The organism is Sandarakinorhabdus glacialis (assembly GCF_014643455.1).
Taxonomy (GTDB): domain Bacteria; phylum Pseudomonadota; class Alphaproteobacteria; order Sphingomonadales; family Sphingomonadaceae; genus Sandarakinorhabdus; species Sandarakinorhabdus glacialis.
The window spans coordinates 230,524-242,110 of the sequence record NZ_BMJM01000002.1; the positions used below are offsets into that span (position 1 = coordinate 230,524).

At 65.5% G+C, this 11,587-nt stretch carries 10 protein-coding genes; 4 read left to right on the forward strand and 6 right to left on the reverse strand.

All coding sequences use genetic code 11. The features are described from left to right. The first annotated feature begins 24 nt into the window (after nucleotides 1-24). On the forward strand, nucleotides 25-2,316 hold the full coding sequence (locus tag IEW98_RS04015; RefSeq protein ID WP_188761808.1) for a TonB-dependent receptor: 2,292 nt from the start codon (nucleotides 25-27) through the stop codon (nucleotides 2,314-2,316). Nucleotides 2,317-2,487: 171 nt separating this feature from the next. On the opposite strand, the gene IEW98_RS04020 is transcribed toward IEW98_RS04015, so the two are convergent. Further along, a complete protein-coding gene (locus IEW98_RS04020; RefSeq protein ID WP_188761640.1) occupies nucleotides 2,488-3,657 on the reverse strand; it encodes an aminotransferase in 1,170 nt (389 codons plus the stop codon). Between the two features lie 197 nt (nucleotides 3,658-3,854). Here IEW98_RS04020 and ligA point away from each other — a divergent pair, with 197 nt between their 5' ends. After that, nucleotides 3,855-5,948 carry an NAD-dependent DNA ligase LigA gene (gene ligA, locus IEW98_RS04025; RefSeq protein ID WP_188761641.1) on the forward strand — a complete coding sequence of 698 codons (2,094 nt, stop codon included), beginning with the start codon at nucleotides 3,855-3,857 and terminating at the stop codon, nucleotides 5,946-5,948. Between the two features lie 105 nt (nucleotides 5,949-6,053). On the opposite strand, the gene IEW98_RS04030 is transcribed toward ligA, so the two are convergent. Beyond that, nucleotides 6,054-7,355 carry an SLC13 family permease gene (locus tag IEW98_RS04030; RefSeq protein ID WP_188761642.1) on the reverse strand — a complete coding sequence of 434 codons (1,302 nt, stop codon included), beginning with the start codon at nucleotides 7,353-7,355 and terminating at the stop codon, nucleotides 6,054-6,056. A 77-nt stretch (nucleotides 7,356-7,432) separates the two neighbouring features. Here IEW98_RS04030 and IEW98_RS04035 point away from each other — a divergent pair, with 77 nt between their 5' ends. Next, nucleotides 7,433-8,404, forward strand: a complete 972-nt coding sequence (locus IEW98_RS04035) for a hypothetical protein (RefSeq protein ID WP_188761643.1) — start codon at nucleotides 7,433-7,435, stop codon at nucleotides 8,402-8,404. 180 nt (nucleotides 8,405-8,584) lie between these two features. Further along, entirely contained in the window at nucleotides 8,585-8,719 is a 135-nt protein-coding gene (locus IEW98_RS16715; RefSeq protein WP_279380340.1) for a hypothetical protein, read from the forward strand. On the opposite strand, the gene IEW98_RS04040 is transcribed toward IEW98_RS16715, so the two are convergent. From IEW98_RS04040 to pnuC, 4 genes are all read right to left on the reverse strand, one after another. Then, nucleotides 8,716-9,645, reverse strand: coding sequence for a 50S ribosomal protein L11 methyltransferase (locus IEW98_RS04040; RefSeq protein WP_188761644.1), 930 nt, complete (start codon nucleotides 9,643-9,645; stop codon nucleotides 8,716-8,718). The two genes, IEW98_RS16715 and IEW98_RS04040, sit on opposite strands and share 4 nt — an antisense overlap. A gap of 69 nt (nucleotides 9,646-9,714) precedes the next feature. Continuing rightward, entirely contained in the window at nucleotides 9,715-10,416 is a 702-nt protein-coding gene (locus tag IEW98_RS04045; protein WP_188761645.1) for an SDR family NAD(P)-dependent oxidoreductase, read from the reverse strand. After that, nucleotides 10,416-10,979, reverse strand: a complete 564-nt coding sequence (locus tag IEW98_RS04050) for an AAA family ATPase (RefSeq protein WP_188761646.1) — start codon at nucleotides 10,977-10,979, stop codon at nucleotides 10,416-10,418. The genes IEW98_RS04045 and IEW98_RS04050 overlap by 1 nt, the downstream gene beginning before the upstream one ends. A gap of 13 nt (nucleotides 10,980-10,992) precedes the next feature. After that, the gene (gene pnuC, locus IEW98_RS04055) at nucleotides 10,993-11,553 is read right to left on the reverse strand and encodes a nicotinamide riboside transporter PnuC (RefSeq protein ID WP_188761647.1); all 561 of its coding nucleotides are present in this window, start codon (nucleotides 11,551-11,553) and stop codon (nucleotides 10,993-10,995) included. Nucleotides 11,554-11,587: the final 34 nt, after the last annotated feature.

Consider the following 11,587-nt stretch of genomic DNA (forward strand, 5'->3'; position numbering starts at 1 on the left):
TTGCCGGTGGATACGACTGTTTCGATGTTTCGGAAAACCCTGGTGCTGGGTGTCGCCATGGGCGCGCTGGTGCCGATGACGCCGGTCATGGCCCAGGTTGCAGCGGAGACGTCGGTGTCCGAGGATTCCGAAATCATCGTTTCGGCGCGGCGGCGCGACGAGCGGCTGATCGATGTGCCGGTCGCGGTTTCGGCGTATTCTGCAGCAGATTTGCAGCGTTTGCAGGCGGTTGACCTGTCTGGGCTGCAAGGCACGGCGCCCAACGTCAATATCGTCCAGGGCCGCGGTTCGGCGGCGAGCGCCAACATTTTCATTCGCGGCATCGGCCAGCCCGATGCCTTGCAGACTTTCGATCCGGCCGTCGGCGTCTATGTCGATGGCGTCTATCTCAGCCGCATCCAGGGCGCGCTGCTGAGCCTTGGCGATGTCGAGCGAATCGAGGTGCTGCGCGGGCCGCAGGGGACGCTGTATGGCAAGAATACCATCGGCGGCGCGGTCAGCATCGTTTCGAAGAAGCCCGATCTCGGCGTGCTCAAGGCGGCCGGCTCGGCGCTGTATGGCAGCTATAACCAGATCCTTTTGAACGGTTATCTGTCGGCGCCGATCGTTGCCGACAAGGTCGCGCTATCGCTGGCGGCGCAGTACGACAAGCGCGACGGGCTGGTTACCGATCCGCGCACCGGGCGCGCGTATAACGACCGGGATTCGCTGACCGGGCGGGCGATTTTGCGCGCCAAACCGACCGAGGCGGTCGAACTGATCCTGTCGGGCGATTATACGCGCCAGCGCAATGCTCTGACTCTAGGCTATGCGACGGCGCCGCTGTTGCAGACGAGCCTGTTTCCAGCGGGCGTCAAGACGCTTGTGCCGGCGCAACCCTATGGGAAGTATGACTTCAAGGCGTCGACGAGCTTCAAGGGCGATGAGGGCCAGCGGCTCGATCACTGGGGCGTTTCGCTGACCGCCAACTGGGATTTATCGGATGCATTTACGCTGACGTCGATCACCGCGTATCGCAAGCTGCGGCCTGATTTGTTTATCGACATCGATGCGACGCAGTTCGAACTGGGCGATGTATTCGTCGGTATCGACCAGCATCAATTCAGCCAGGAAGTGCAGCTGAAATGGGACATGGACAAGTTCAAGGGCGTGTTCGGGCTCTACTATCTCAACGAGACGATCGCTTCGCGCCAGGAAGCCTATGCCGATGATTTGTTTACGTTCCTTGGCGGTCCGGTAACGTTCACACGGTTCATCGACGACGCGCAGAACACCAAATCCTATGCGGCTTTTACACAGGGCACATATGATTTCACCGACAAGTTGTCGCTGACTGCGGGGCTCCGGTACACCAAGGAAAATCGCCGTTATGACCGGTTGACGACGACGGTATCGAACCTTCCGGCATTGAATGGCCGCTTTGCCTTTCCGGGTAGCCTGCCGGCGCCTTTCAACCTTGATAACACAGCGAGTTTCGACGCCTGGACGCCGATGGTGACGCTTGGATACAAGCCGACGCCGGATACGCTGGTTTATGCCTCGGCGAGCCGCGGGTTCAAATCGGGCGGTTTCAATGGCCGGGCCAATTCGATCAATGACTTGACCTTCGTGGTCAATGGCGTGCCGACGTTGCTGACCGAGTTCGAGCCCGAGACGGTGTGGACATATGAGGGCGGCGCCAAGGGCAGCTTCTTGGATGGCCGGGTGCGGTTGTCGGGAACGGCGTTCCTTAGCGATTACAAGGATTTCCAGGCGCGGGTCGGTGGCGGCACCGTGGCGGCGTTCCCGGTGCTTAATGCCGGCAAGCTGCGGATCTGGGGTGTCGAACTGGAGGCGACTGTCCGCCCTGTCGATGCGTGGAACCTGCGGGTTGCGGCAGGTTATCTGAATGCGGAATACAAGGAGTTCAACGATGGCCGGCGGCCGCCGACGTTCTCGTGTAATCCTACTGGAAACAAAGTGACTTGCGAGCCGGCGTTCACACCGCCTCTCACCCTTTCGGTGGGGACGGACTATGCTATTCCGCTCGGGAATGCAGGATCGGTGACGGTTGGCGGCGATGCGCGCTTCGTCGACAAGCATTTCCTGTCGGTCGACAATCGGGCTGGGCTGATGGAGCCGGGTTATTGGCTCGCCAACGCCTATATTCAGTATGATGCGCCGGGCGGGAGCTACTATGTTCGTGGCGGGGTCAAGAATTTGGGAGATGCGCGGTATCGGACCGATGGGCAGGAATTCTCGTCGGTGGGGAATATTCAGACGGTCTATTATGGTGATCCGAGGACGTGGAGCGGGACTGTAGGGTTCCGGTTCTAGGGGGCGATTTTGGGTCGTTTTTGGGGGTGTGGCGGGGCTGTTGCCGGGTGGTCCGGGGGCCGTCTCGACCGCGGGAGCGGGGATGGCGGGGTTGTCAGCGGTATTTCGGCGGGGATTTGGTTTTTCGTCGACGTTTTGGAGATGGGACCCGGCCTTCGCCGGGGTGACGATTCAAAGTGGGTGCTGGGATTTCAAGGCCGGCAATGCTTCGGCGAGGCGGGTGATCGCGGCGTCGAGGGTTTCGTCGTGCTTGGCGAAGCAGAGGCGGAGCGTCGTGGTGACGGGGGCTTCGGCGTAGAAAGCGCTGACCGGGATGGTGGCGACGCCGGCATCGAGGAGGCGGTCGGCGACGACGGTGTCCGTGTGGCGGATGCCTGAGGCGGCGAGGTCGATCGAGACGAACCAGGTGCCGGCGCTGGGGAGCATCTTGTAGCCGGCGGCCGTGAGCCCGGTGACGAGGTTGTCGCGGGAATTCTGGAAGCCGGCGCGCATATCGGTGAACCAGGCGGCGGGCTTGGCGAGGCCATGGGCGACGCCGGCCTGGAGGTTGGGCGGGGTGGTGAAAGTCAGGAACTGGTGCGACCGTGCGAGTGCCGCGGTGAGTTCGGGGGCGGCGCACATCCAGCCGACTTTCCAGCCGGTGAGGGCGAAGATCTTGCCGGCCGAGCCGATCTTTACGCTGCGATTGCGCAAGGCCGGGATGGCGAGGACGCTAGTGTGCTGGGCACCGTCGAAGATGACGTGTTCCCAGACCTCGTCGCTGATGACGATGGCGTCGTGGCGGTTGGCGTAGGTCGCCAGCAGTTCGAGGCTGGCTCGGTCGAAGATGCTGGCGCTGGGATTGAGCGGGTTGTTGATGAGGACGACGCGGGTTTTTGGCGTGAAGGCGGCGGCGAGCATGGCGTCGTCGAATTGCCAGTGCGGCGGGGCGAGGGGAACGAGGCGGGGGATGCCGCCGGCGCGGCGGACGAGCGGCAGGTAGGCGTCGTATAGCGGCTGGAAAAGGACGACTTCGTCGCCGGGGGTGATGAGGGCGAGGAGCGCGGCGGCGAGGGCCTCGGTGGCGCCGGAGGTGACGGTGACTTCGGTTTGCCAATCCAGGTCGATGTTTTGATGGGCACGGTAGTGGTCGGCGATGGCGCGGCGGAGCTCGGGGGTGCCGGGCATCGGGGGGTATTGGTTGGACGCGGTGAGCAGCGCGGTGGCGGCGGTTTCGAGGACGTCCTGCGGCCAGCCGCTGTCGGGGAAGCCTTGGCCGAGGTTGATGGCGCCAGTGGCGCGGGCTCGGGCGGACATGGTTTCGAAGATGGTGGTGGGAAGGGTGGTGTAGAGGGGGTTCATGGAGGGATAGGGGGTTTGGTTGTTGGGGGTGTCAAGGTTGGGATTTTGATTGAGAGGGCGGGAGATGGGCCCCGGCCTTCGCCGGGGTGACGGGGTAGAGAGGGGTGACGTGGAAGAGAGGGTGGCGGGGTAGAGAGGGGGTGACGGGGTGGAGAGGACCGATACCAATTGCTCGGCGGGGCTGCTATCGACCCGGCATGGCAGAGATCGAGTTTTCCGAGGACGAGGCGCGGGCTGAACTGGCGCGGTTGGCGGCGGTGATTGCCGGGCATGGCGGGCTTTATCATACCGACGATGCGCCGGTGATCTCGGACGCGGATTATGATGCGCTGGTGAAGGAAAATGCTGCGATCGAGGCGCGGTTTCCGCATCTGGTGCGCGAGGATTCGCCGAGCTGGCGGGTGGGGGCGCCGGTGGCGGCGGGGTTCGGCAAGGTCGTGCACTCGAAGCCGATGTTGAGCTTGGACAATGTGTTTTCCGATGACGAGGCGCGGGAGTTCGTCGGGCGGGTGCGGCGGTTCTTGGGGCTGTCGGTCGAGGAGCCGGTGGCGTTGTTGGCGGAGGCCAAGATCGATGGGCTGTCGGCGAGCCTGCGGTATGAAAAGGGCCGGCTGGTGACGGCGGCGACGCGCGGGGACGGGGCTGTCGGCGAGAATGTCACGGCGAATGTGCGGTATGTGTCGGGGCTGGCCAGGGAGTTGCCGACGGGAGCGCCGGAAGTCGCCGAGGTGCGCGGCGAGGTTTACATGACCAAGGCGGCGTTTGCGGCGTTGAATGTTGCGCAGGGGGCAGCGGGGGGAAAGATTTTTGCCAATCCGCGCAATGCGGCGGCGGGGTCTTTGCGGCAGCTCGATGCGGGGATCACGGCAAGCCGGCCTTTGGCGTTCCTGGCGCATGGGTGGGGGGAGATGAGTGCGGTTCCCCGGAGCGGAGGCGACCAAAAGAATGGCAAAACCCAGTCCGACGTGATGGCGGCGATTGCCGGATGGGGGTTCGATATCGGCGATTTGCGGGCGTCTTGCGCGGATATCGAGGCGGCGCTGGCGTTTACGCGGGGGATCGAGGCGCGGCGGGCGGATTTGCCGTTCGATATCGACGGGGTGGTCTACAAGGTCGAGCGGCTCGATTGGCAGGCGCGGCTGGGGCAGGTGGCGCGCTCGCCGCGGTGGGCGACGGCGCATAAATTTGCGGCGGAACAGGCCGAGACAACGCTGCTGGCGATCGATATCCAGGTCGGGCGGACGGGATCGCTGACGCCGGTGGCGCGGTTGGCTCCTGTGACGGTGGGCGGGGTCGTGGTGACCAATGCGACGCTGCACAATGAGGACGAAATCGGGCGGCTGGATGTGCGGGTCGGCGACCGGGTGCGGGTGCAGCGCGCCGGGGATGTGATTCCGCAGATTTTGGGAGTGGTGGCATCGGATGTAACTGGCGATGCGCCGCGCGGGGCGGCGTTCGTGTTCCCGGATGTGTGTCCGGTGTGCGAGTCGTCGGCGGTGCGCGAGGAGGGCGGCGTCATCAAGCGCTGCACCGGTGGGCTGACGTGCGCGGCGCAGCGGGACGAGCGGTTGCGGCATTTCGTGTCGCGGCTGGCGTTCGATATCGAGGGCATGGGATCGGAACGGATCGAGCTGTTTGCGCGCGAGGGGTTGATCCGGACGCCGGGGGATATTTTCCGGTTGAAGGCGCACCGCGAGACGATTCTGGGGTGGCGGGGATTCAAGCCGGTTTCGGTCGATAAGTTGCTGGCGGCGATCGAGGCGCGGCGATCGGTTGGGCTCGATCGGTTTTTGTATGCGCTGGGGATCCGGCATGTCGGGGAGGTGACGGGGCGTGACCTGGCGCGAGCGTTCGGGTCGGCGGCGGCGCTGCGCGATGCGGCGGTGGCGGCGGTGGGGGATACCGAGGCGTTGGGGCGGTTGACCGACATCAACGGCATCGGGCCGATTGTGGCGGAAGCCTTGGTCGATTTTTTCGGGGAGCCGCACAATCTGGAGGCGTTTGCGGATTTGCTGGGCGAGGTGAAGCCCGAGGCGCTGGCGGCGGCGCGGCAGACGGCGCTGACGGGGAAAACGGTGGTGTTTACCGGGGGGCTGGCGGGGCTGACGCGGGATGAGGCTCGGGCGCAGGCGGAGGCGCTGGGGGCGAAGGTGGCGGGGTCGGTGTCGGCGCGGACGGATTTGGTGGTGGCGGGGGCGGATGCGGGGTCGAAGCGGGCGAAGGCTGAGGCGCTGGGAGTGCGGGTGGTGGATGAGGCGGGGTGGGCGGCGATTTTGGGGGAGGCTGGCTGATCCGGGAAAGTCGTTCATTTGGTCGCAGAGAAGCAACTGGGTCCCTGGTCAAGCCCGGGATGACAACAAGGTAGGGGTGCCACGGGGCCATCGCTGCCGAGGGCTTTAGAACGGAAAGAACCTCTGGATGGCCAGGATCGCGACCGCGAAGGTGATCAGGTTTAGCGGAAGGCCGACGCGCACGAAGTCCATGTAGCGATAGTTGCCCATCTGATAGACGATGACGTTGGTCTGGTAGCCGAACGGCGTTGCGAAGGCTGCGCTGCCTGCCATCATCACGGCGACAAGGAAGGGGCGCGGGCTGACACCGAGGCTGTCGGCCAGGGCGACCGCTATAGGCGTGACCAGCACGGCGACCGTCGCGTTAGACAGCAACTCGGTGAGGATCATCGTTAGGGCGTAGAGGACGATAAGAGCCGTCAGGGGCGCGAAATCATGGAGCGAACCGACAAGCGCCGTGGTGGCGGTCGCGGCCAGTCCGCTCACCTCCATGGCGATGCCGATGACGACCATGCCGGCGATGAGGATGAGGATTTGCGGCCGCAGCCCGCCATAGGCTTCATCGGCGGTGACGACGCGGAGCAGGATCAGCAGCACGGCGCCGGCAAAGGCCGATGCCGCGATCGGCGCGATGTTGAGGGCGGCCATGGCGATGGCGCCGATGAAGACCGCAGCCGCCAGCGCCGCCTTGACCGGCTGGAACGGGCGTGGCTCGGCGAACAGCGCGGCGTCGCCGATCTGGATTCCGCGGCCCTGGATATTGCCGTCAAGAACCTTTGGTCCTGGCTCGGCGGCCGCGCGGCCCAACAGCTTGCCGCTGAACAGGAACAGATACAGTCCGCCCGCGAGCGCCAGCGGCACGCCGACCGGCGTTATTTCGAACATGCCAAACCGCGGTTGGCCGGCAACGCGCGCCATGTCGTCGACGAGCAGGTTGGTCGAGGTGCCGATGAGGGTGCAGCAGCCGGCCAGCACCGTGATGTAGGACAGCGGCATCAGATAGCGTTTGGGCGGCAGCTTTAGCGCGGTCGCCACATCGCGGACGACGGGCGCGCCCAGCACGACCATCGGCGTGCTGTTCAGGAAACAGGAAAATACCCCGATAATTGCCAGTAACAGCCACAGGCCGGCCGCGCCCATGCGCTGGCACATCGTGACGGCAGCGGCGATGGCGCGATCAAGCAGACCCGAAAGCTCGAGCGCATAGGCAATGACGAACAGCGAGGCGAGTGCAATGATCGCCGGACTGGCGAAGGCGCCCTGGACCTCGACCGGCTGGACGACGCCGGTCATCAGCAGCACTGCGGCGCCGCTGAGCGCGACGACGTCGGACCTTACCTTGTCCCAGATCAGCGCCGCCACGACGGTAACGAGGACGATGAGCGTCAGTATCTGGTCGACGTTCACCCGGGTATCGGGGTGTGAAAGCAGGTGCCTGGCGGCTTCATGATGGAGCTATTGCCGGAATTTGCTATGTCTTGTCCATGCAAGACCCGAGCCCACGCACAAGTCGACTCATCCTCACCGCCGGTTTTGGTGTGGCGATCGCGATCGGCGGCGTCGGCTTTACGCTTGGACAGCGCGCAGCAACGGACCGCTTGGCTGTGACGGCGGAGGCGCCGGCGAGTGCGCCCGCACCTGTGCCGATGTCGTCGCCTCCCGAAACCGTCAGTCGCGTGCTGGGCCGTCAGGACGTGGTGATGCTGGCAGCAAAAGCCGCCGATGCCAAGGCGCGCGGGGTCGCTATCGGTGCCGCGACGGGCGGGACTGCTATCGATGCCGCGACGCGCGGGACTGGGCCGGCAGAAGCCGGTGTTGCCGTGGGCAGGCGATTTTCGATAGAGTTGCCGTTTGGATGTGGGGGGCCGTCGACTGCCGACAGCGATGCGGCGATGCGTTGGCGATACGACGAGAAGGCTGGCGCGCTCCGCCTGCATGTGGCCCCGATTGCCTGGTCACCGGGCGAATGGTTGGCGGCAGGTCCGGTAACAGATGGCGAAACCATTGAAGGTTTCTGGATCGCCAGGCCCTGGGCAAACAGCGAGGCCTGCCCGACAAATGACCCGGTGGCCGCCAGCGGTGTTTATCCGGTGCTGTTGCCGGGGCAAACGCTCGCCATCGGCGAGTTTTTCGGCAGCGAGGATGTTCGCCAGGGTCGCCGCGACGGACGGGCATACACGAGTGTTCTCCGCATGACCGCGGATGCAGTTCGCGGCGAGCAGGGCTTTCGCGTGCGATTGAGTGGGCGCATTGCGGCCGCGCCGGACGGAAGCCTGGTCGCCTGCCGGCAGCCAGGCGGCGCGGAACAACGGCCGATCTGCATTGTGCTGGCGACGTTCGATGAAGTGGCGATCGAGAATGCGGCAACCGGCGAAACGCTGACAATTTGGGATGTGGCGGGGACCGGGCGGATCGAAGAGCGGGTGCGTGGGACGGTGGGGAATGGCGCGAACTGAGTTGGCGGGGTTCAGCCGACGCCATTCTGAGAAGACGGACCGGAAGGTTCTGTAATCGTTTCGCCATGCGGTTTTTGCATGGCTGGTGTTATTTTTTGTGCAGTGCACAATTTCACAGGATTGTCATATATCCTACTTCGTCGCTGGGGATTGACCCGGTGGCTTGTGAGGAGAGCAGCGATGAAGGTTATTCTTCAGGACTATGAGCCTCAGGTTCGGGCGATCGGTGAAGCCGTCGTCAAGCCTGTGGTTCGCAAGTCGCGCCTGCGCTTCAACCCGGTGAAGTCGGAACTCCGACTGTTTCACGCGCTTTAGGCGCTAACGTGTTGAGGCCTGCGCGGTGAGCGTAGAGGCCGTGTCAACACCAGGTGGGGCCATTCGCTCCGCCGGTGTTGACCGAGCGGCACCAATCCATGATTTCGATAGGCGGCGCGCACGCGGCGCGCCTGGGACTGCAGCAACCCGGCGAGGACCAAGGTTCCGCCGGGCGCGAGTGCGCGCGCGACGTCGCGGCTGATGGCGATGAGCGGGGCGGCGAGGATGTTGGCGATGATAAGGTCGTAGGGGGCGCGGGCGGCGAGGCGGAGGTGGCTCATGCCGGTGGCCTCGGCGAGCTCGATGTGGCCGGCGGCGCGGCCTTCGGGGACGTGGTTGTCGCGCAAATTGCTGCGGGTGACGGCGACCGAGATCGGGTCGATGTCGGTGGCGATGGTGGCGGCCTTTTTCCAGCGTTTGGCGGCGGCGAGGGCGAGGACTCCAGTGCCGGTGCCGAGATCGGCGATCTTGTGGAATTGCCGGCGTTTGGCGAGGGCGTCGAGGGCCTGGAGGCAGCCGTGAGTGGTGGCGTGCTGCCCGGTGCCGAAGGCGAGGCCGGCTTCGATGGCGATGGCGATGTCGCCGATGCGGATGGCGTTTGCGTGGGCGGCGGTGTGGACGAGGAAGCGGCCGGCGCGGACGGGGTCGAGGTTGCGCTGGCTGAGAATGGTCCAGTCTTCGTCGGGGAGGGGGGCGAGGGTGATTTCGGTCGCCGAGGGGAAAAGGGCGGTGATGCGGGTGACGAGATCGGGAGTGGGGTATTCGTTGAAATAGGCGGTGAGAAGCCAGGCATCGGGATGACCTGGGTCGGGTTCCTCGACGTTGAGGGTGGGGGGATCGAGGAGGTCGGGGAAGATGTCGCCGATTTCGGGCATGGCTTCGGCGTCGGCGCGGTTGCAGGCGAAGGTTAGGGCGTGAGGGGTCATGATTGCCTTGGAAGTAGGAAGTAAGGAACCCGCCCCCGACCCCTCCCTAGAAGTAGGGAGGGGGGAGTTCTAGCGGACGTAGCTGGCGCCGTTGATGTCGAGGGTGGTGCCGGTGAGGGAGGCGGGGGCAACGGCCGCGAGCCAGCGGATGGTTTCGGCGACTTCGCAGGGGTCGGCGACGCGGCCGAGGGGGATGTCGGCGAGGAGTTTGTCGCCGCCGCGGGAGGAGAGGTATTCCTCGGCCATGCCGGTCATGGTGAAGCCGGGGGCGATGGCGAAGGCGAGGATGTTCTGGCTGGCGTAGGCGCGGGCGATCGACTTGGTCATGGCGAGCATGCCGCCTTTTGCGGCGGCGTAGTGCCAGTGCGCGGGACTGTCGCCGCGGTGCCCGGCGCGGCTGGCGACGTTGATTATGCGGCCTCCACCCGATTGCTGGAAATGCAGGACGGCGTGGCGGCAGAGGTCGGCGGCGGATTGGAGGTTGATGGCGTGGCTGCGCGCCCAGGTCGCGGCGAAGGCGGCGGGGTCGGCGATGTCGACGGGCTCGAAGACGCCGGCGTTGTTGACGAGCACGTCGATGCGGCCGCCCGCAAGGGACAGGGCCTGTTCCCAGAGCGCGTCGGCGGCGTTGGGGAGGGCGAAATCGGCGGCGAGGAGCCCGTCGCCGCCGGCGGTGGAATGGCCGATGACGTTGTGGCCGGCGGCGGTGAGCGCGGTGCGGGCGGCGGCGCCGATGCCGCGCGAGGCGCCGGTGAGCAGGATATTGGCCATCAGGCGAGCGATCCTCGTGAGCGAAGCAGGGGCGCGATGGCGGCGACGGCGGTGTCGAAGCGTTGCTGCCAGGGGCCGGAGATGTTGACCGGGCGGATACCGCGCAGGGCGAGTTCGTCGGCGACGATGGCGTGGAAGCGCGCGCGCTTGGGGCCAGCGAACATGCGGGTGCCGTCGTCGATCCACGGGGTGTCGGGGGCGAACAGCAGATAAAGATTGGCGGTGGCCGGGACGGCGGTCAGCAACGGGTCGCGAGTGCCGTGGAGCATCTGGGCCCAGGCGCTGGTCATGACGATGTCGGTGTCCTCGATCAGCAGGTCGGGGCCGGTCGCGATGAGCTCGTCGCGGGCGACGATATGCCCGGCGGCGATTTCGCGGAGCGCGGCGATGTTGAAATCGGTGCCGTGGAGTTCGGCCCAGCTGCGGCCGAGCTCGGTCATCACGACCGCGACGCGCTGGCTGTCGCCGGCGCCGGCACCGCCCGCGCCGAAGTGCTTGGCGAGCTCCCATGACAAGGTCGATTTGCCGGTGCTTTCGACGCCGGTGAGGCAGATTCGGATCATTCGGGAAAGCTCATCAGCGGCTGGTAGCAGCGCGGCGCCATTGGTCCCAGCCCCAGCAGGCGATGCACAGGAAAATTGCGTAGAGGCCGGCGGTGGCGAGCAGGCCTTGCGAGGCATAGAGCCAGACCGAGAGGATGTTGATGCCGATCCAGAGCGGCCAGCTTTCGGTGTGGCGGCGGGCGGTGAGGAATTGGGCGACCATGCTCCAGCCGGCGTTGGTGGCATCCCACCAGGGTGCGGCGGCGTCGGTAAAGCGGCTCATGACGAGGCCGAGGCCGAGAGTGGCGAAGATGCCGGCGGCGAGGGCGATGGCGCGGCCGGTGGGGGACATCGGGGCGACGGGCACGATGTCGGTGCCGGTCGCCGATTGGCGCCAGTACCACCAGCCATAGATATTGGCGCCAAGGAAAAACACCTGGAGCGCGGCGGCGCTGTAGAGACGGGCATCGAGGAAGACGCCGAAATACAGGCACACCATGATGATGCCAAAGGGAAAGTTCCACACCGTGCGCCGCGCGACCAGCACGAGATTTACCAGGCCGAAGCCGGCAGCGAAAAGCTCGAGAAGGGACATCGTCGCGGTGGACCGGGGCCTTTCTGGAGCCTGG

Coding starts and splice junctions, on each gene's coding strand:
- IEW98_RS04015 (WP_188761808.1), top strand. CDS start 25: ATGTTTCGGAAAACCCTGGTGCTGGGTGTCGCCATGGGCGCGCTGGTG.
- IEW98_RS04020 (WP_188761640.1), bottom strand. CDS start 3,657: ATGAACCCCCTCTACACCACCCTTCCCACCACCATCTTCGAAACCATG.
- ligA (WP_188761641.1), top strand. CDS start 3,855: ATGGCAGAGATCGAGTTTTCCGAGGACGAGGCGCGGGCTGAACTGGCG.
- IEW98_RS04035 (WP_188761643.1), top strand. CDS start 7,433: ATGCAAGACCCGAGCCCACGCACAAGTCGACTCATCCTCACCGCCGGT.
- IEW98_RS16715 (WP_279380340.1), top strand. CDS start 8,585: ATGAAGGTTATTCTTCAGGACTATGAGCCTCAGGTTCGGGCGATCGGT.
- IEW98_RS04040 (WP_188761644.1), bottom strand. CDS start 9,645: ATGACCCCTCACGCCCTAACCTTCGCCTGCAACCGCGCCGACGCCGAA.
- IEW98_RS04045 (WP_188761645.1), bottom strand. CDS start 10,416: ATGGCCAATATCCTGCTCACCGGCGCCTCGCGCGGCATCGGCGCCGCC.
- IEW98_RS04050 (WP_188761646.1), bottom strand. CDS start 10,979: ATGATCCGAATCTGCCTCACCGGCGTCGAAAGCACCGGCAAATCGACC.
- pnuC (WP_188761647.1), bottom strand. CDS start 11,553: ATGTCCCTTCTCGAGCTTTTCGCTGCCGGCTTCGGCCTGGTAAATCTC.